The 18162-nt window shown below is 61.5% G+C and carries 17 protein-coding genes; 6 read left to right on the forward strand and 11 right to left on the reverse strand.

The features are described from left to right. Positions 1–821, reverse strand: an 821-nt coding sequence (locus NW860_RS10590; protein ID WP_414514092.1) for a two-component system response regulator, incomplete at its 3' end; no start/stop codon positions are given. 243 nt (positions 822–1064) lie between these two features. Here NW860_RS10590 and NW860_RS10595 point away from each other — a divergent pair. Together NW860_RS10595 and NW860_RS10600 are read left to right on the forward strand one after the other, a co-directional pair. Continuing rightward, positions 1065–1463: a DUF4346 domain-containing protein gene (locus tag NW860_RS10595; RefSeq protein WP_414405420.1), complete on the forward strand. Its 399-nt coding sequence runs from the start codon at positions 1065–1067 to the stop codon at positions 1461–1463. An 84-nt stretch (positions 1464–1547) separates the two neighbouring features. Then, on the forward strand, positions 1548–4397 hold the full coding sequence (locus NW860_RS10600) for a tetratricopeptide repeat protein (RefSeq protein ID WP_414514094.1): 2850 nt from the start codon (positions 1548–1550) through the stop codon (positions 4395–4397). Here NW860_RS10600 and NW860_RS10605 read toward each other — a convergent pair. From NW860_RS10605 to NW860_RS10620, 4 genes are all read right to left on the reverse strand, one after another. Continuing rightward, a complete protein-coding gene (locus NW860_RS10605; protein ID WP_414514096.1) occupies positions 4381–6003 on the reverse strand; it encodes a copper resistance CopC/CopD family protein in 1623 nt (540 codons plus the stop codon). The genes NW860_RS10600 and NW860_RS10605 overlap by 17 nt on opposite strands. Before the next feature lie 17 nt (positions 6004–6020). Next, positions 6021–6533, reverse strand: coding sequence for a YcnI family protein (locus NW860_RS10610; protein WP_414514098.1), 513 nt, complete (start codon positions 6531–6533; stop codon positions 6021–6023). Between the two features lie 98 nt (positions 6534–6631). After that, positions 6632–6955, reverse strand: coding sequence for a hypothetical protein (locus NW860_RS10615; RefSeq protein WP_414514100.1), 324 nt, complete (start codon positions 6953–6955; stop codon positions 6632–6634). Beyond that, positions 6955–7302, reverse strand: coding sequence for a c-type cytochrome (locus NW860_RS10620; RefSeq protein ID WP_414393791.1), 348 nt, complete (start codon positions 7300–7302; stop codon positions 6955–6957). The genes NW860_RS10615 and NW860_RS10620 overlap by 1 nt, the downstream gene beginning before the upstream one ends. A gap of 144 nt (positions 7303–7446) precedes the next feature. On the opposite strand from NW860_RS10620, the gene dnaG reads away from it, so the two are divergent. Continuing rightward, a complete protein-coding gene (dnaG, locus tag NW860_RS10625) occupies positions 7447–9345 on the forward strand; it encodes a DNA primase (RefSeq protein ID WP_414514102.1) in 1899 nt (632 codons plus the stop codon). On the opposite strand, the gene NW860_RS10630 is transcribed toward dnaG, so the two are convergent. From NW860_RS10630 to NW860_RS10645, 4 genes are all read right to left on the reverse strand, one after another. Continuing rightward, complete coding sequence (locus tag NW860_RS10630) at positions 9325–10566, reverse strand: NAD(P)/FAD-dependent oxidoreductase (RefSeq protein WP_414514104.1); 1242 nt, start codon at positions 10564–10566, stop codon at positions 9325–9327. The two genes, dnaG and NW860_RS10630, sit on opposite strands and share 21 nt — an antisense overlap. Before the next feature lie 102 nt (positions 10567–10668). Further along, positions 10669–11463, reverse strand: a complete 795-nt coding sequence (locus NW860_RS10635; protein ID WP_414514106.1) for a photosystem II manganese-stabilizing polypeptide — start codon at positions 11461–11463, stop codon at positions 10669–10671. Positions 11464–11579: 116 nt separating this feature from the next. Continuing rightward, a complete protein-coding gene (gene hisG, locus NW860_RS10640; RefSeq protein ID WP_414514108.1) occupies positions 11580–12323 on the reverse strand; it encodes an ATP phosphoribosyltransferase in 744 nt (247 codons plus the stop codon). A gap of 49 nt (positions 12324–12372) precedes the next feature. Beyond that, complete coding sequence (locus NW860_RS10645; protein WP_414393402.1) at positions 12373–12762, reverse strand: DUF1818 family protein; 390 nt, start codon at positions 12760–12762, stop codon at positions 12373–12375. A gap of 62 nt (positions 12763–12824) precedes the next feature. Here NW860_RS10645 and NW860_RS10650 point away from each other — a divergent pair, with 62 nt between their 5' ends. The 3 genes from NW860_RS10650 to NW860_RS10660 all read left to right on the forward strand — a co-directional run bounded on the left by NW860_RS10650 (position 12825) and on the right by NW860_RS10660 (position 16156). Continuing rightward, complete coding sequence (locus NW860_RS10650; RefSeq protein WP_414514110.1) at positions 12825–14468, forward strand: SpoIID/LytB domain-containing protein; 1644 nt, start codon at positions 12825–12827, stop codon at positions 14466–14468. 8 nt (positions 14469–14476) lie between these two features. After that, positions 14477–15484 carry a GTPase Era gene (era, locus tag NW860_RS10655; protein WP_414393405.1) on the forward strand — a complete coding sequence of 336 codons (1008 nt, stop codon included), beginning with the start codon at positions 14477–14479 and terminating at the stop codon, positions 15482–15484. A gap of 69 nt (positions 15485–15553) precedes the next feature. Then, a complete protein-coding gene (locus NW860_RS10660; protein ID WP_414393407.1) occupies positions 15554–16156 on the forward strand; it encodes a glutathione S-transferase family protein in 603 nt (200 codons plus the stop codon). A 52-nt stretch (positions 16157–16208) separates the two neighbouring features. Here the strand turns inward: NW860_RS10660 and smpB are convergent, their stop codons facing one another. Continuing rightward, a complete protein-coding gene (gene smpB / locus NW860_RS10665) occupies positions 16209–16673 on the reverse strand; it encodes an SsrA-binding protein SmpB (protein WP_414393409.1) in 465 nt (154 codons plus the stop codon). 31 nt (positions 16674–16704) lie between these two features. Next, positions 16705–18078 (reverse strand): ribosome biogenesis GTPase Der, encoded by a 1374-nt coding sequence (gene der, locus NW860_RS10670; RefSeq protein WP_414514113.1) that lies wholly within the window; start codon positions 18076–18078, stop codon positions 16705–16707. Positions 18079–18162 lie beyond the last annotated feature (84 nt).

Consider the following 18162-nt stretch of genomic DNA (forward strand, 5'->3'; position numbering starts at 1 on the left):
CCATCGGGATAGCCGCTGCCATCCCAGCGCTCGTGGTGGTGGCGGATGAGGGGCAGCACATCTCTCAGGGTGCGCAGCGGGCGGCAGATCTCCTCTCCAATCAAGACATGGGATTTCATCACCTCCCACTCTTCCGGCGTATGCTTGCCCGTTTTGCCCAAAATCGCATCAGGTATACCCACTTTGCCGATATCGTGCAGGTAGCCTCCCCAGGTCAGCACCTTGACTAGAGGACGGGGTAGCTGGAGAAACTCGCCAAAGCTTTTGGCCAGTTGTGCCAGACGCTCACAGTGATCCCCAGTGATGGGATCCCGGCTTTCCACAATGCGGGCAATGGCAAACAAAGCCTGGGCGGCATGATCCAAGTCTTCGTTCAAATGCTTCTGGTGAACGAGGGAACGCACCCGCGCCAGCAATTCCGCCTCGTCAAAGGGCTTGCCGAGAAAATCATCGGCCCCCGCCTCAATGCCCCGCAGGCGATTTTCGCGGTCGCTAGCCGCTGTCATCAGCACCACCGGGATCAAGCGCGTCTCCCCATTGGCCTTGATGCGCCGACAGACCTCAAATCCGTCGAGCCCCGGCATCCTTACATCCAACAAAATCAGATCCGGCTGCAGGGTTTGCACCATTTGCAGGGCCTGCTGGCCGTTTTCCGCCTCGCTGACCTGGTAGCTACTGCTCTCCAGCAATTTCCTCAGCAACAGGCGGCTGTCGCGCTGATTGCCCACGATGAGGAGGTGACCAGCTCCCCCTTTCTCCGTTGGAGGGGTTACCTCAGGGATCCCAACCCCCCCAAGCCTCTCAGCTTCAGCCGAGTGCATTTTGGCAAAGACTGTCGCTCGCTCACTGCTTCCACGGTAATTTCACCTTCCACCTGCAAGCATCCGCCTTTTCGCTGAGTTTGCCAAGGCTTTAAGTAACTGCCAATGCTTGAAAAAGCACTGGCAAACCCTAAGACTCCTCCTGAAGCAAGGGATCCCATTCCTCGGCCACAATAGGGATAATGAAGGTAGTCTTGGCTACGTTTTTGGCACCCGTTTTGCTAGCTTCTTGGCAACTTTACTATGTCGTCTTTTTCCTCTGAGTCTCTGCGGGAGCAGGTGCGCCGCATTGATGACCAGCTTTCCCGCCGGCCCCTGGAGCTAGACCCGGCAGGCTACTTTGTCATCTATGTGGATCGACAGCAGCAGCTCATTTGCGCCAAGTACTACAGCACCGTGATCAATGAACGGGGGCTGGCCACTGACCCGGAGACTGGAGCGGTGATCCCAGCGCGAGGGCCAGTCAATCGCCCGCCGCAGCGGGTGTACGTTGGGCGGACGGCCAAAGAGTTGTGTGTCCAGATCTTTGAAAAGGAAAGCGAGAAGGTAGTCTCCCAGCTTAGCCACGCTGCCTACCTGGGGCGGGAGTTCCAGAAGGCAGAGGCGGCCCTCATCTCCGGCGAAGAGTACGTGCAGGACTAGGGGCAAGCTCGCCGCAGGGGAGCAGCTTGTGGCAGAATCGAGCCAGCTTGCTGTGACCAAGGTCACAGCGGGGCAAGCTGGGCTATGGAAGACAAGGTTAAGCCGGGAACCCTTCTGCGGGGACGCTACGAAATCCTCGGCCTTTTGGGGCAGGGGGGCTTTGGGGTTACCTACAAAGCGGTGGATCGCGACACTTTCAATACTCCCTGCGTGGTCAAGCGCCTGCGCCCCCTCTCCACCGATCCCTACACCCTGGCCACAGCCCGCAAGCTGTTCGAGCGGGAAGCCAAGGTTCTCAACCGGCTCAACAACTACGACCGGGTGCCCCGCCTCTTGGCCCACTTCGAGCAGGATCAGGAGTTCTACCTGGCTGAGGAGTTCATTGCTGGGCACGATCTCGGCCAAGAGCTGGTGGCTGGCCAGCCTCTAAGCGAGGCGGAGGTCGTCAAACTGCTGTGGGAGATTCTGGAGATCCTCCACTACGTCCATGCCCGTCAAATCGTGCATCGGGACATCAAGCCAGCCAACCTGATGCGCCGCGACGCCGATGGCAAGCTGGTGTTGATTGACTTTGGGGCGGTGAAGGAGGTGGGACGACTAGGCAGCCCTGCCCCTGGCCAAACCCAGTTGGCGACGGTGATTGGCTCAGTGGGCTACATGGCCCCGGAACAGCTCAACGGCAAGCCCCAGCCCTGCAGCGATATCTATTCGGTTGGGGTGCTGGCCATTCAGGCGCTCACTGGCCGTCCCCCCACCAAGATCCCAGACGATCCGTGTACTGGCCAGCTCCTCTGGCGGGATCTGGTGCCGGTTAGCGATGCCCTAGCGGAGATTCTGGATCGCATGGTCTGTCCCCGCTGGCAGGAGCGCTTTCAATCGGCGGCTGAGGTGATGGAGGCGCTGCGGCCTCTCCTGCCTACCCCCACCGAAGGTGTAGCGCCTGCTCTTTCCCAGCTTTCGGTGGATCAGCTCTTGGCGATGCGCTTGGTAACCCGCGGCCAGGAAAAAGCTCGCCAAGGGGATCTGCAGGGGGCGATTGCCGACTACACGTTGGCCATCCAACTGGATCCCCAGAATGGCCGCGCCTATAGCCAGCGGGGCAGTGCCCGCTACAAAAGTGGCGACTGGGCAGGAGCTGTGGAGGACTTCACCCAGGCCATTCAACTGACAGGGGATGCCCGTGCCTATGTCAACCGCGGCATCGCCCGCTACCGGCTGGGGGACTATGAGGGGGCAGTTGCCGATTACACCCACGCTCTCCACCTCAACCCCAACTGGGCCGTGGCCTACTACAACCGCGGCAACGCCTACCGGCAGCTCGAGCAAAACCAAAAGGCCATCGAGGACTATTCCCGCGCCCTTGAGCTCAATCCCGAGGAAGTACGGGCTTATTTCAACCGCGGCGTGGTGCGCGGCCATCTGGGAGATGCGCAAGGGGCTGTGGCCGATTTTTCCGAGGTCATCCAACGAGATCCCCAGGATGTGGAAGCCTATTTCAACCGGGGCGTGGCGCGGGCGCAGTTGCTGGACTTTCAGGGAGCGATTGAAGACTACACCCAGGCGCTGCAGCGGGATCCCGCCCACTCTAAGGCCTACTACCACCGCGGCCTAGCCCGCCAAGCTTTGGGGGATCCCCAGGGGGCCATCGAGGATTTTTCCCAAGCCATTGCACTGCAGCCTGCTGGGGCCTCTGAGGCAGGGGTGGCAGCGCAGGCGGAGCTCTATCTGCAGCGGGCTATAGCCTACCTGGGCAACAACGCCCTGGAGGCAGCGCTGGCTGACTGCGAACAGGCGCTCCGCCTTAACCCGGAGCTGGCGCCGGCCTATTTCTACCGAGGGCTGGCCCGCCAGGAGTTGAGAGATCCGGCAGGCGCCTTAGCCGACTTCAACCGCGCCCTGGAGTTGGATCCCCAGCTGACCAAGGTCTACCTCAACCGTGGGATTGCTCATCTGGATCTGGGCCAGCTGGAAGCGGCTCTTGCCGACTTGAACCAGGCCATTGCTTTGGATCCCAGCGATGCCAGGGCCTACAGCAGCCGCGGGCAGGTCCACAGGCTTTTGGGGGATCCCTTGGCGGCCCTGCAGGACTACACGGCTGCCCTGGAGCGGGATCCGAACAACCTGCAGCTCTATTTCCACCGTGGCCAGGCCCATTTCGACCGAGAAGATTGGCCGGCAGCCTGTGCGGATTTCTCCCAGGCGCTGCAGGCGGCAGCCCAAGCTGAACCAGAGCTGCTAGCCAGTGCCCATCTGCGCCGGGGCATGGCGCGGCAACGGCTGGGGGACTGGCAAGGGGCCCTGGCGGATTTCACTGCCCTAATCCAAAAGCAGCCGCAGGCGTCTCAGGGATTTGCCCTGCGGGCGGCGGTACATCTGGCTTTGGGCAACCAAGAGGCGGCGCTAGCCGATCTCGACCAGGCTTTGAGCTGCAACCGCGACTGGGGGCTAGCTGATGCCGCCCTGGCCTACTGTCAGCGGGGGGATCTGCACCGCCAGGCCAACCGGCCGGAGCAGGCCATTGCCGACTACACCCAGGCCCTGCTCCTGAACCCCCAGGAGCGTCAGGCTCTCTTCTGGCGGGCCCTGCTGTGGGATCAAAGGGGGGAGACCGACAAAGCGCTGGCCGACTACACGCAACTGCTGCAACTGGAGCTAGAGCCCCAGGAGCGCCTCTTGGCCCTGAACAACCGCGGCTGGGCCCATGCCCAACAGGGAGATTTTGCAGCGGCCCTCCAGGATTACACCCAAGCCCTCGCTCTGGATCCCGCCCACTTCAAGCTTTACCTCAATCGCGCCCTGGCCCGTCTTGCCCTCGGCGATTGGCAGGGAGCTTGCCAGGACTTCCAAACGGCTCTCCAGCTGCAGGACTACGATGGACGGCTTCTGGAAGCAGTGGCAGGGATCCCTCCACTCCCCCCTACAGGACAACTCTGATGTGCCCACGCCGCTCCTCAAAGTCGCTGATCAAGAGTCGCACCTCAATCTGCCATTCTCCCCCTAATGTCAGGGGCACATTCTCAACCGCAAACTGGCCGGGCTTCTTCGGCAGCAGTTGTCGGCGCAGAGGTGGGATCCCGCGTTCGGGCAGGGAAAAGGCCAGGTTCAGCTCCTGGGCCGGGATCTTTTTAACCTCCACTTGAACCCGGTTGTTGCCGGGTCGACAGGGCAAGATCCGCAGGGAGAGGCTGCCTTCTGGCCAGCTCAATTCCTCTTGGCAAGACGGCTCTGCAGGGGAGCTCCTCTCCTGTCCAGGCGGAGCTTGAGCTACCAAAAAACTGGTCAGGGCCAGCACCAGGATCAGTCCCACCAGCTCCAGGCGGACGATCTGGCGTAGCAACCGGCCCACCGCCTGCCCACCCTGCCGTAATGCTGGCACCAGCCGAAACTTGTTGTGGGCGCCCAGCCCCACCATCACTAGCACTATCAGCAGCTTGGTCCAAAGGTATCGCCCATAGGGATGATCCCAGTCCCAGCCGCCGTGAATCCCAGCCATTCCCACCCCCGCTAGGATAAGCCCCGGCACTGCCCAGGTGGCTACGTCAGAAAACCGTTGGATAATGCCTACAGATGGGTAGGGAGGAGCCTCCCTGCTCAGCAGGCGCTCCAGCCCCCATAGCCCCCCTAGCCAAAAAGCCGAGCCGGCTAGATGTAGCCCCAGCAGCGCCATCGTTCCTGCCGGATACTCGCTCGTGAGGGCATGGCCAATGGGCAGAAACGATCCAATGACCAACACCGAGCCCACACTGCTGGCCCAGGCGGCACCTCCCTCGCAGGCCCAGATCAGAACTCCTAGCCCCACTAGCCGCAGTGCCGTACCCCAGCCGTAGGGAGAAAGCATCACACTCAGCAGCTTTTGCCCATTGAGGTGGGGGTAAAGCTGGGCCAAGTGCAAACCGAAGGCCACCAGAGTCAAACTCAGGGTGAGCCAAGCTGCCACGAAAGCCCAGGCCTTAAAGGACTCCGTCCCGCTGGCGCGAACAGAGAGCTCTATTCCATCTGCCCCCAAAACGCTCGAACGCCCCTGCAACAGCCGCCACCAGCCCAACACCCCCACCACAAAGAGGCTGCCCAGGTAGATCCCCCAGCGCACACCTACCAGCGGCCAATATAGGGGATCCCTTCTTCGGAGGTGGGCCGCCCTCACCGCTTGAACCAGCTCTGGATCTGCAGTCCCCACCTGGAAGACAAACGAGCCACTCACCGGATGGGAATCAGCGGAAATGGCCCGCCAACTGACAAGGTAAACCCCCGCTGGGATCCCCCGGGGCAAATCCCCCTGAGGTGCCTCGCCTCTGCTCACCAGGTTTTCCAGGGGCAATACCTGTCCATTTCCGTCCAAAACCTGGAGCTGCGTAAGCTGCACCGGCTCATCGAAAACCAGCCGCACTTGCGTCGGCGCTTCCTGGAGCACCGCTCCATCTTCCGGGAAAGTGGAGAGCAAGCTGGCATGGGCGAAAGCGGGCGGGATCCCAGCCGTCCACAGCAAGAGGCCGAGGATCCCAGCCCAAATCCAGGCAAAAACCCTTCTAGGGCGAGACATCCTGCCCAGCAGGCCGCCTAGCGGCTGCCGTGACCATGACCCTGTCCACTACCTCCACCCGTCAGCTTCAGCAGCGGGGCCGGCTCCGGCAAGCTCTTAGGATCCTCGCCCGGCTGCGCCACCTGGATCCAGCGGTGCATGCCTTTTTCGCACTCCTGGATCACCGGGATGGGGATGACCTCGCCGGGCCGATCCGGCAGCTTGGCGCTGATGCTGAACTCATCCATGAGGCCATCGGGCAGCGAGCCGCCACTCCAGATCACTTCGGCAACCGTTTCGGTGATCATCTTCCCATGGGACTCGTATGGGGTCTTCAGCGGCCTTTTGACCGTCTCGATTTTCCACAGAGGGTGCACCATCGGCTTCACGGAAACAAATCCCTCTGGGATCTGCACCCGCAAGCGCTTGGTTGGGGAGCCATCACATCCGTGAGGCACGCGAAAGGTGAGCTTGGTGTAGCTGCCTGCCGGGGCTTCTTGGGGATGGACGGTAACATGAGCCCAGGCAGAAGAAAGAGGCAGAAAGCTCATACCCAAAGCCAGCAGAGATTTTCTGGCTAGAGCTAAGTAACTTTGCAGACCCATTTCCAATCTCCTTTTTTTCCAATTTCTTTAGTTTTCCAATTTCTTCAGGGATGGCGATGGGATCCGTGGGATTCCATCAGGCTCATGCTGTGCTGGCCCCAACTGGAGAGACCCATGGACACCAGGCCGGCGCTGGCCAAGCCCATGGACACCAGCCCAAAGGAGAGAGCGCCCATGGCTACTAGGCCAATGGAGAGGATGCCGTGGGTGACCACGCCGATGGCTACCACCCCATGGGCAGAAATGCCCACCGCCACCAGCCCATGGGCCCCTATGCCCACTGAGAGAAGCTGGCGGCGGGATCCCTGAACTTGACGGCCCTGCTCCTGCAGCGCCTGAGGTGCCACGGCCACTTCGTCCTGGGCCATTAGCCCTTACTCCAGTTGTGCTCAGCGCGATCCAAGACGTAGGCGGCCACCGCCTCGATCTCTTCTGGCTTGAGGAGCTTGCCAAAAGCAGGCATGGCCCCTTTGCCGTTGCGCACCTGGGCTTGGATTAGCTCCAGCGTATCCACGTGGTACTCGTGCAGGGCAGCCAGGGAGAGATTTTTAGCCGGCACTATCGAGTTGCGCCCGTTCAAGTGGCAGCCCACACACTTGGCCTGAAAGACCTTGGCCCCTAAAGCCAAATCCGGCTCAGCAGAAGCCACTTGCGGGCTCCAAAAGACAGCGGCACCGACAAGCAAAAGCAGCAAGAAGAGTTTGACGATCCGCATTTTCCTCTCAACAATTTGCAAAAGACTGTTCATGGAAAAATCTAGTTTTTGAAGCTAGACCATTATCTCTAGCGGGTCAGGCCACGTCAAAAGACAGCCTGTCGAGTCCCCCCAGCTACCATGGGGTGGAGGATCCCTAGGGCCATGAGCAGTCTGCCGCCGGAGTTCATCCAGTTAGTGCGCCAGAAGGCCGACATCGTTGAGGTGGTGGCCGAAAAAGTGGTGCTGCGCCAGCGGGGGCAAAACTTTGTCGGCCTCTGCCCTTTCCATGACGACCACAAGCCCAGCTTTCACGTCAGCCCCAGCAAGCAGATCTACAAGTGCTTCGCCTGTGGCGCCGGGGGAGATGTCATCCGCTTTGTTATGGAGACCGAGCGCCTTTCCTTTGCCGAAGCCGTGCGCTGGCTAGCCCGCCGCTACCATGTGCCTGAGCCCAAGGGATCCTTCTCCCCAGACTACGAACGCCAGGTCTCGCGTCAGGAAAAGCTGCTGGAGATTTTAGCCATGGCCGCCGACTTCTACCGGCACGCCCTCCACTCCCCGGTGGGATCGGCGGCTAGGGAGTATCTGCATAGCCGCCGCTTGAGCGAAGAGACTTGGCAACAGTTTCAAATCGGCTTTGCTCCCTCCGGATGGCAGTCGCTCTACGAGTACCTGGTTAACCAGAAGCGCCAGCCGGTCAAGCTTCTAGAAGAAGCCGGCCTGCTGGTGCCGCGCCAGGGAGGAGGCCACTACGACCGCTTCCGCAACCGCATCATGCTGCCCATTTTTGACCTGCAGGGGCGGGTCATCGGCTTTGCCGGCAGGGCTTTAGGAGAGGAGCAGCCCAAGTACCTCAACTCCCCAGAAACGGAGCTTTTCAACAAGAGCCAGGTGGTCTATGGCCTCAACTTTGCCCGCGAGGCCATCGCCAAAGCCGACCAAGTTTTGGTCGTGGAAGGGTACTTTGATGTGATCGCCCTGCACCAAGCCGGCATTGCCTATGCGGTAGCCGCCATGGGCACGGCCCTGACGCCGCACCAGGTCAAGGCTCTGCTGCGCTACACGCCGTCCAAGCGGGTCATCCTCAACTTCGACGCCGACGGCGCTGGGTTGAATGCCGCCCTGCGGGCTGTTCAAGCCGTTGAGGAGCAGGCGCGGCGGGGGGAAATCGAGCTGCGCATCCTCACCCTTCCTGCTGGGAAGGATGCCGACGAATTCCTGCGGCAGCACCCGGCTTCCCAACTAGAGGCCTTGCTGGCTCAGGCTCCCCTATGGCTGGACTGGCGGATTGAACAGGTGCTGGCCGGTCGGGATCTCAGGCAGGCCGCCGATTTCCAACAGGCCTATCAAGCGCTGGTGCAACTGCTGGCCGGTCTAGGTGGACAATGGCGCTCCTTGTATATCCACAAAGTGGCGGAATTGCTCAGCCGGGGCAACGCTCGCCTCAGCCGCAATCTGGAAGAGGATCTGCGACGTGCCGTGCGCCAGTACCGCTGGTCAAAACCCCAACAACCTGCTGCCGACCGGGGATCCAAACTCTTGCAGTCCGAGTCCCATCTTCTGCAGATCTACTTGCACTTTGCCGAGTACCGCCGCGAGATCCGCCAGACCTTGATGGAGCGGGAGCTGCAATTCAGTTTCCGTCCTCACCGGGAGCTGTGGCAGCGGATCTTGGAGCTGGTCTCGGCTCAGCCGGAGCTGGAAGACGAGGAGGAGGGTCTTTTGACCGCCCTGCGCACTCTCTGCGCCCAGGACGACGCCCTCAACGAGCGCCTCAGCCACCTGCTCTGGCAGGACGAAACTACCCGCGTAGCTCTGATGCGTCCACGCCTGGTGGTGCGGGCTGCTCTAGCCAACATGGAGCTGGAAATTCGTCAGAAGCGCTACCGCTACTGGACACAGCTCTGGGAGCAGGCCTTTTCCGAAGGCAACACCACTCTAGCTGCCGAATACCAGGCCAGCATTCACCAGGAATATCAGGCTATCTTGGCCTTGCAGCGCCAGGTGCAGCTTAACCTGGAAGATTTGCTGGAGACAGCGCTAGCGGAGGAGTGGACTTAAGCAGTTCCGGGTCCGCTCTCCCTCAAGAGAAGGGGCAGGGGGGGAGGGCGCAGTGAAGCGCGCCGGCGAGAGACTGGGGAGCCACTCATCCGCCTGGCCATACGCCTGCTGGGCAAAGCGGCGGGCTAAGGCCGGCAGGATGGCCAAAGGGCTGCTGAAGCCGGAAAAGAGTTGTAGCCCTTCCCAGCCGGGTAGGGATCCCACCAAAGGATAGTGATCGCCGCTGAAGGCCACCAAGCAGTGACACCAGCGCCCGGGCAAGTGGGCCACTTGGGGTAGGTAGCGCCCCACCTGGGCCCGGATTTGCGCTTCGCCGCTAGTGGCATCCAGCTGGGCTTGAGGATCCGTCAGCACCCGACTGATCTGGCCCAGGCGAATGCTGCCGTCTAGAAATTGCAGGATCCCGACATCCAGGATGGGTGGGCAGAGCTCCTGCCCCGGCTTGTCCCAGAGGGAATCCCGGTCGGGGTGAGCCGCCTGCCGCTCCAGCTCCAGGCGCTGCACCGGCGCGCTCATGACGATGGTTCTCAGCCGCACTGCCGCAGGCTCTAGCTCGAGGGATTCGGCGTGGGTGAAGTAGATAGGGGCATAGATGCCAGCTTGACGCAACAAAGCCCGTGTCCAGCCGCCGGCGCACACCACCACCTGGGCTGCCCCGTGGAAGTCGGTAGGCGTCTCTACGCCGGTGATCCGCTGCCCTTGTCGCCGCAAGCCGGTTACGCTTTGGAAAAGCAGGGATCCCCCCAGGCGTTGGAAAGCCCTCCGAAAAGCCAGGGTTGTCAGCCAGGGGTGGATGTGGCCGTGCTGGGCCCAGAGCACGCCCTCCAGGGCCGCCGGCTGCAAAAGGGGCTCCAGCTCACAGGCCGTCTCCACCGGAATCCGCTGGGGTGGGATGCGACAGTCGGCTAGATCCGCCTCCACCGTTTCCACTGAGTAGCCAGGAGCAACCAATAGGAGCAGATCTAGCTCGCGAAAGTGAATATCTGCCTCCAGCTCCTCTGAGAGAGTGCGGTAGCGCTGGATCCCTTCTTCCCCCAGAGCTTTGAGCAGGGGAGTTTTTCCAGCCCAATGAGCCAAGCCACCGTAGCTATAGCGGGTGGCACTGGCGGGCAGCGCCTCCTTCTCAAGGAGAAGAACGGATCCCCCCTGGCGGGCCAACTCATAGCTTAGGGCTGCTCCGGTGATCCCGCCGCCGACAACAATCCAGTCATAGTTGGCCATGCCTGTCGCGCTCCTCGGGTTGGCAATTGCTCCGCCCTTGCCAGGAACACCAAAACAGGCAGGGATCCGCCCCTGCCCTGGAATGGCCTGCCTCAGGCTTTTTTAGGACTCCTGCGCCAGACGGGCATAAAACAGGCCCTGAACGCGAACGGTGCGAGGTTCCAGTGCCCCTTGCTCGGTACTAGACGGCTGAATGCTAACAAAGGAGCCAGCGATTTCTCCAGTGCTGGAATCTACGCGAGCAATGCGCAGCGACATTTTCCCCCGGGAAATCTCGTCCACCTTGCGGTTGGCCGCAAAATCCTCCTTGGCCGCCTGCAGCCCCACAGCCGTGTCGTAGCCAGTGCTAGAACCCCGCCCCCGCGAGTCGAGGAAGCTGCTGGTACGGTAGCCGGGCACCAAGAACTCGCCTTCAAAGTCCGTTGAGGGATCGATGACCGACCCTTGAGCGGTGGCCACCAAGTCTTTCACGCTAAACAAAAAGGGCACCAGCTCGCGGCGAGGCAACTGACCGGTGGTTGGCTGGAAGGTGATCCCATCCACCACTTTGAACTCCAAGCCACCCTCTTTGGCAGTGACTTCCGCTTTAATCGGCCCCAGGGTAGCGGCCGAGATCATGATGTTCTTGGCTTTGATAAACTCTTTCTCCCCGTTCCGTTTTTCTTCTTCCACCTCAATTTGCACGGGCTGGAAGCAGACATCGGTCAGCTTTAGGGATTCCCCGTGGGGCACCTCAATGCGGCCGCGGGCATTGTCCGAGACCGACGGGCAAATAGCCGCCTTGCCTGTGTTGCGGATCTGGTCGTAGGTTAGAGGGGCCTTGGCTGCCTCAGCCCGAAAGGCGAAGACGCCTAGACAAAGCGCCAGCAGGATGGCGAGCAGGGGACGGTACCGCATAATCAACCTCGAAAAACCTGTTTTGAATCTCTTGGGAAATAAACCAGTGCCCCCATTGTACGCAATCGCAATCCGCTCTTTGCTAAGCCAAGCCAAGTTTCTTGACTAGGCAAGAACTAAAGCTGGCTAACCGCTAAAGATCCCAGCCAGCGCTCCCGAATTTGGGCCACCAGTTCACCAATGGGCTGCTGGTTGACCCGGTAGCTGGTGGGATGGGCAATCAGGCGGGCTGTGCTCTCGAAAAGACAGTCCCGCTCCACCAGGCCATTTTCCCGCAGGGTGCGGCCGGTGGCCACCAAGTCCACAATGGCATCAGCCATGCCCGTGAGGGGAGCCAGCTCCACTGAGCCGGCAAGGGAGATGAGCTCCACCGGCAAATCCAGGCGGTCGAAATACTCGCGGGCACAGCGGACAAACTTGGAAGCTACCCGGGCATAGGGCGGCAACTGGGCTGCTGAGGTGTAGGGGCTGTCTTGGGGAAGAGCCACCACCATGCGGCAGTAGCCAAACTTTAGGTCCAACAGGTGGGCTACCCCCGCTTCCCTGCCGGCATAGCGCTCCCGCAGGACATCGTAGCCGACAATCCCCAGCTGGGCCTGGCCGTACTCCACGTACACCGGCACGTCCTGGTTGCGCACCAGCAGCGCCGCGTAGCGCTGTCCCTTGAGCTGGGTAGGGGATTCAATGCGCAGGAGGCGATTGGCCGGATCCAAAAAGCGGCTAAAGTCGATCCCTACCTGCTGCAGACAGCGGATGGCATCGCCTAGCAAAGCTCCCTTGGCAAGGGCAATGGTGATCGGCTGACGGTCGGGAGGATGAACTTGGCAGTCGTGCAGCTGAAGATCCAAAGCTGTCGACATGAAGGGGGCCGCTGTCCCAGGGCAACTCTCAATCCTAGCAACTGCTAGGTCATCTGTGCTCCCGAAACTGGGCAAGAGCACGGCACAGCCCCGGGACAGCCTCTGCTGGCCAGAAGCCCTCGCCGCGCCGGCCCTGGTGCAACTGTAGGTAGAGATCCCAGGCAGCGGGGCTGCCGTGGGCAATCAAAGTTAGCGAGGGGAAGGTCTGCTCCAGGGTGAGGCTCTCTTCGGCCATCAGTTGGGAGGCCATGGCCTCCATATCCCGCTGCAGGCAGTACACCCCCTGCCCAAAAGCTTGCCACTCCTCTTGAGTTAGCTCCAGCGCCCAGGTTTCTCCTCCCACAAGGGCCACAAAAGGAGAGCGCCGGGGATCCCAGCCCAGTCGCCAGCCGGATCCCTTGCAGAGAGGAGAGGGGGTAGAAGAGAAAAAAGCCTCCATGCTGGGTTAGGCCAAAAAGATGCAGGTAGAATCAACGGATGCGTTACCAGCATAAAGCGCCGATGCTCAGTTACCAACCTCCCCCCACCCAGCGGCGGCTTCCTCTCCAGGGCACGCTCGGCTGGGGTGTGCTGCTTGCGGCTTTGGCGTTGCGCGCCACACTCGGAGAAACCTGGGCCACGGTGGCTACCCCGCAAAACCCGATCTTACGGGTGGGCATCCTGCAGCAGTTTGGTCGCTCTGAACAGGATCAGGTGGAGTTGGCAGCGCCAACCGGGTCGCTACTGACGCTGGAATTTCCCCAGGCCGACGGCAGCACCCAGAGGCAGCGCACTCCGCGCGTAACTGTCGGGATCGTCAACCGCGCCTTGGCCACTCCAGAAACCGTGTACCGCCTTGTTCTCAGCAGCCACAAAAGTTTTGAGAGCGCCGAGGCCAGCGCCAAGCGTTGGCAGGCTTTAGGAATCCGCACCGAGATTGCCCAGCCGCAGGAGTGGCAAGTGTGGGCCAGCCGCGCCTACACCCCTCAGCAGTTGGCCCAGATTCAGTGCTATGCCCAGGCCAAGGGGATCCCCCAGGTGCGGCTTGAGGTCCAGCAGCGGCGCCAACAGCCCCAGCTAAGCTGGGTGCATGGCCACTTTCGCTACCACCGCACCCGGCTTCAGGTAACCTCGGACGCGGGCTATCTGCGGGTAAACGACCGCTACTATGCCGGCTCGATTACCATTCAGCCTAACGCCTACGGCAGCTACACCGTGGTCAACGCCGTGCCGCTGGAAACCTATCTGCGGGGGGTGGTGCCCCACGAAGTAGGGCCGGGAGCTCCCTTTGCCGCCATGGCCGCCCAGGCAATTCTGGCGCGCACCTACGCCCTCAAGAACCTGCACCGCTTTCAGGTCGACGACTACCACCTCTGTGCCAACACCCACTGCCAGGTCTACAAGGGGCTGACGGGAACCCATCCGCGGGCGGACGAGGCCGTTCGCCAGACCAGCGGCTTGGTGCTTACCTACAATGGCAAGCTGGTGGATGCTGTGTATTCTTCCTCCAACGGCGGCATCTCGGCAGGCTTTGAAGAAGTTTGGGACGGCGAGCCGCGCCCTTACCTGCGCCCCCGCGCTGACCTCGCTCACCAGCCCGCTCAGCCCTTTGATTTGCGGCAGGAGAGCGACTTCAAGGCTTTTCTGGAGCAGCGGGAAGGTTTCCATGAAGCAGGGGTATCCCGCCTTTTCCGCTGGGAGTTCTCCCAATCCCTGGCGGAGCTCAACGCCCAGCTGCGGGCTGCCCAAGAGTACCTCGGGATCCCTCTCCCCGAGTGGACGACCATCCAGGGGCTGCAGGTTCTGGAGCGCTCGGTCAGCGGCCGGGTGCAGGCGCTGCAAGTGGATCTAGAGACACCCCAAGGATCTCACTCGCTGGTTTTGCGCAAGGATCAGGTGCGCCTAGCTTTTCCCCGCCTCTACAGCACCCTGTTTCGCGTCGAGCCCCTAAAACAGGGCAAGGAGCTAGCGGGCTACCGCTTTATCGGCGGCGGCTTTGGCCATGGAGTGGGTATGAGCCAGTATGGCGCCTACACCCTAGCCCGGCGGGGGTTGAATGCAGCCCAAATCCTCGCTTTCTACTACCCTGGCACGACCCTGGCCAAGCTGGGATCCCTCCCCGAGGCTTCGCTGGCTGACCAGTCCTTGCCCGTCCACCCGAGGTAGCGTTCCCCATGGCAGCAGAGCAGCAGAATGCCGGCCATCCTCCGCTTGAGGAGCAGGAGATCTCAGCCCCGCTGGAGCCCGTTCAAATAAGGGGGTTGGAGCCCTCTGCTCTCCCCGCGGCCCCACCAGGGTTTAAGTCGGGGTTTGCGGCGCTCATTGGACGGCCCAATGTGGGCAAGTCCACTCTCATGAACGCCCTGGTAGGTCAAAAGATCGCCATCACCTCCCCTGTGGCCCAGACCACTCGCAACCGCCTGCGCGGGATCCTCTCCCTCCCCCAAGCCCAGATCATCTGGGTGGATACTCCTGGCATCCACAAGCCCCTCCACCGACTGGGGGAGATCTTGGTGCACAACGCCCAGGCCGCCATTGGGAGTGTGGACGTCGTTCTCTTTGTGGTGGATGGCTCAGTGCCAGCAGGTCGCGGCGACGCTTTCATTGCCGAGCGGATCCCTGCCACTACTCCCTGCATCCTTGTCTGCAACAAAGCCGATCTCCTCAAAGACGCTGCCACGCGCCAAGCTCACCAGGAGAGCTACCAGGCCCTGCGGCCCGCCGCTCCGGTGGTTTGGGTGTCTGCCTTGGATCCCGGCAGCTTGCCACCCCTTATCCAAGTCACTGTTGACCTGCTGCCTGCGGGGCCCTACTACTATCCGCCAAACCTGGTCACCGATCAGCCAGAGCGATTCATCATGGCGGAGCTCATCCGGGAACAGGTGCTGCTGCACACCCGCGAGGAAGTGCCCCACTCGGTGGCCGTAACCATCGACCAGGTGGAGGAAACCCCCAAGGTTACCCGCGTCTTGGCCACTCTCTACGTGGAGCGGGACTCGCAAAAAGGGATCCTCATTGGCAAGGGAGGGGAAAGGCTCAAGCAAATTGGCCAGGCTGCCCGACTTCAGATTCAAAAGCTCATTGCTGGCAAGGTGTACCTGGAGCTGTTTGTCAAGGTGCGGCCCCACTGGCGGCGCTCCGAGCACCTCCTGCGCGACTTCGGCTACCGCCTCGAGACGTAGGGATTGAGCAGAGCGGCGGTTGCGGCTAATCATGGAAATGGCAATGCTTCCCGTGGAAGGCTAAGAACCATGCTGCGACTGTACGGGATCCCCACCTCTGGCAATTGCTACAAGGTGGAGCTACTTCTGAGGCAGCTGGGGATCCCCTATGAGACGGTTGAGGTGAACTCCCGCACCGGCGAGAACCGCCGCCCCGAGTACCTGGCCAAGAACCCCTTGGGCCAGATCCCAGCCTTGGAGCTAGAAGACGGCACGGTCTTGGCCGAGTCGGCTGCAATCTTGGTCTATCTAGCAGAAGACACCCCTCTCTATGGCCAAACGCGGCTAGAGCGGGCTGAGATCTTGAAATGGCTGTTTTTTGAGCAAACCCGCATTGCTCGCTACATTGCCACTACCCGCTTCCTCGTGCGGACTGGCCAGGCCGAGGCCAACGCCGAGCTGATTGCCCAGAACCTAAAACTGGGCACGGAGGCCTTGGAGATCATGGAAGGCCATCTGAAGGGGAAAGAATTCTTTGTGGGCAACCGCTACACCATCGCCGATCTGGCCCTCTTCACCTATACCCACGTGGCGGAGCAAGGCGGATTTGACCTCAAGCCCTTCCCCAACATCCGCGCCTGGTGTGAGCGGGTCAAGGCCACCGAGCGCTTTTTCCCTCTCCCTGGAGCCTAGAGGTCTCCCTGCAGCCAATCGATGCATCGGAGCTACCGAGAGCCGGCAGTCCCTAGCGCCCCTTGAGCTCGCGCTGGATTTCCCGCCGCGTCTCCCGTTCCTTAATGGCTTGCCGCTTGTCGTGTAGCTTTTTGCCGCGGGCCACGCCCAGGTGGGCTTTGATCCAGCCGCGGTTGAGCACCAGGCGCAGGGGAACCACCGTCAGGCCCTTTTGCTCCACCAAACCCCGCAGGCGATCAATCTCACGGCGGTGCAGCAGCAGCTTGCGGCGGCGGGTGGGATCGTGGTTGAACTCCTTGCTGGTAGTCCCGTGGGGGGCAACATGCAAGTTGTGCAGCCAGGCCTCGCCATCGCGAAAGAGCGCAAAGGCATCTTGGAGATTGGCTTTGCCTGCTCGGATGGACTTGACCTCCGTGCCGGTGAGTTGGAGCCCAGCTTCGTAGGTCTCCAAGATCTCATACTCAAAGCGGGCGCGGCGGTTTTCCACTAGAGTTTTGACGTTGGGATCCACAGCCATAGGCTTTTTTGAGGTTTGGCTAACTCCAATCCTAGGGGGAGGCCAGGGATCCCTCCAGCTTGCGCACTTCCTGGGCCACCCGCCGCTCCGACTTGCCGCGCCAGATAAAGCGGAGGGGAGTGCCGGCAAAGTCTAAGTTTTGCCGGAAGTGTTTTTCCAGGTAGCGGCGGTAGTTTTCTTTGAAGAGATCGGGATCGTTGACAAAAAGGAGGAAAGTGGGGGGCTGCTCTGCTATCTGAGTGCCGTAGTAGATCTTGCCCTGCCTGCCCTGGCGGTTGGCGGGGGGCGACTGCCAGGCAAGGGCTTCCTGCAGCACTTCGTTGACCACGGAGGTGGGGATGCGTTTGCGATGGGCGGCTACCGCGGTGTTGACCTCGGCGAAGATCTTGTGGGTGCGCTGCCCTGTAAGGGCGCTAACAAACAACAGGGGCGCCCAGTCGATGAAGTAAAGCCGCTCGCGGATCTCGCGGGTGTACTCGTTGATGGTGTAGGTATCCTTTTCCACTGCATCCCACTTGTTGACGACGATAATGCAGGCGCGGCCCTCTTCCTCAATGCGGCCAGCCAGCCGCTGATCCTGCTCGGTTACCCCCTCCAAGGCGTCAATGACCAGCAGCACCACGTCTGAGCGCCGAATGGCCTTGAAGGCCCGGTTGATGCTGAAAAACTCCACCCCGTACTCCACCCGGCTTTTCCTGCGGATCCCGGCCGTGTCGATGAGGCGGTAGGTCTGCCCCTCCCACTCCACCAGGGTGTCGATGGCATCGCGGGTGGTGCCGGCGATGGGGCTGACAATGGCCCGCTCGGATCCCACTAGGCGGTTGAGCAGGCTGGACTTGCCCACGTTAGGCCGGCCAACAATGGCCACGGCAATGGGCTCTGCTTCAGTTGCGGCTTCCTCCCCTTCCGGCAGATGGGGCAGCACTGCCTCCAGCACCTCTGCCACGCCATTGCCGTGGAGGGCAGAGCAGGGGATCGGCTCGCCCAGCCCCAGCTTCCAGAAGACTGCCGCCTGGGCCAGGCCCAGTTGCCCTGACTCGCACTTGTTGACGGCCACCACCACTGGCAGGGGTTGTTTGCGCAGCCAATCGGCCAATTCTTTGTCGGCGGGGGTCAGCCCTTCGCGGCCATCCACCACGAAGATCACCGCGTGCGCTTCGGCCATCGCTGCCATGGCCTGCTGGCGAATATGGGGCAAAAATTCGCTGTCGTCGCCAAAGACCAGTCCGCCCGTATCCACCACCCGCAGGCGGCGCCCATTCCACTCCACCTCTTGGTAGAGGCGATCCCGCGTTATGCCGGGCTCGTCGTGGACAATGGCCGCCCGTACCCCCGCCATGCGATTGACGAGGCTGGACTTGCCCACGTTGGGGCGACCCACAACAGCGACTAGAGGTAAGGGCACGGCTGCTGTTGAGAAAGCCAAAGCTGGATCTCTATCCTAGCCGTTGGCTTTCCTGCCGCCCAAGACTGGCCTTGCTCTAGATTG

Origin of the sequence: Synechococcus sp. F70.1 (genome assembly GCF_047502745.1) — a bacterium.
Lineage (GTDB): Bacteria > Cyanobacteriota > Cyanobacteriia > Thermostichales > Thermostichaceae > Thermostichus.

Coding starts and splice junctions, on each gene's coding strand:
- NW860_RS10630 (WP_414514104.1), bottom strand. CDS start 10,566: ATGGCCAACTATGACTGGATTGTTGTCGGCGGCGGGATCACCGGAGCA.
- NW860_RS10600 (WP_414514094.1), top strand. CDS start 1,548: ATGGAAGACAAGGTTAAGCCGGGAACCCTTCTGCGGGGACGCTACGAA.
- smpB (WP_414393409.1), bottom strand. CDS start 16,673: ATGGCTGTGGATCCCAACGTCAAAACTCTAGTGGAAAACCGCCGCGCC.
- NW860_RS10620 (WP_414393791.1), bottom strand. CDS start 7,302: ATGCGGATCGTCAAACTCTTCTTGCTGCTTTTGCTTGTCGGTGCCGCT.
- NW860_RS10645 (WP_414393402.1), bottom strand. CDS start 12,762: ATGGAGGCTTTTTTCTCTTCTACCCCCTCTCCTCTCTGCAAGGGATCC.
- NW860_RS10650 (WP_414514110.1), top strand. CDS start 12,825: ATGCTCAGTTACCAACCTCCCCCCACCCAGCGGCGGCTTCCTCTCCAG.
- NW860_RS10610 (WP_414514098.1), bottom strand. CDS start 6,533: ATGAGCTTTCTGCCTCTTTCTTCTGCCTGGGCTCATGTTACCGTCCAT.
- NW860_RS10615 (WP_414514100.1), bottom strand. CDS start 6,955: ATGGCCCAGGACGAAGTGGCCGTGGCACCTCAGGCGCTGCAGGAGCAG.
- dnaG (WP_414514102.1), top strand. CDS start 7,447: ATGAGCAGTCTGCCGCCGGAGTTCATCCAGTTAGTGCGCCAGAAGGCC.
- era (WP_414393405.1), top strand. CDS start 14,477: ATGGCAGCAGAGCAGCAGAATGCCGGCCATCCTCCGCTTGAGGAGCAG.
- NW860_RS10595 (WP_414405420.1), top strand. CDS start 1,065: ATGTCGTCTTTTTCCTCTGAGTCTCTGCGGGAGCAGGTGCGCCGCATT.
- NW860_RS10660 (WP_414393407.1), top strand. CDS start 15,554: ATGCTGCGACTGTACGGGATCCCCACCTCTGGCAATTGCTACAAGGTG.
- hisG (WP_414514108.1), bottom strand. CDS start 12,323: ATGTCGACAGCTTTGGATCTTCAGCTGCACGACTGCCAAGTTCATCCT.
- NW860_RS10605 (WP_414514096.1), bottom strand. CDS start 6,003: ATGTCTCGCCCTAGAAGGGTTTTTGCCTGGATTTGGGCTGGGATCCTC.
- NW860_RS10635 (WP_414514106.1), bottom strand. CDS start 11,463: ATGCGGTACCGTCCCCTGCTCGCCATCCTGCTGGCGCTTTGTCTAGGC.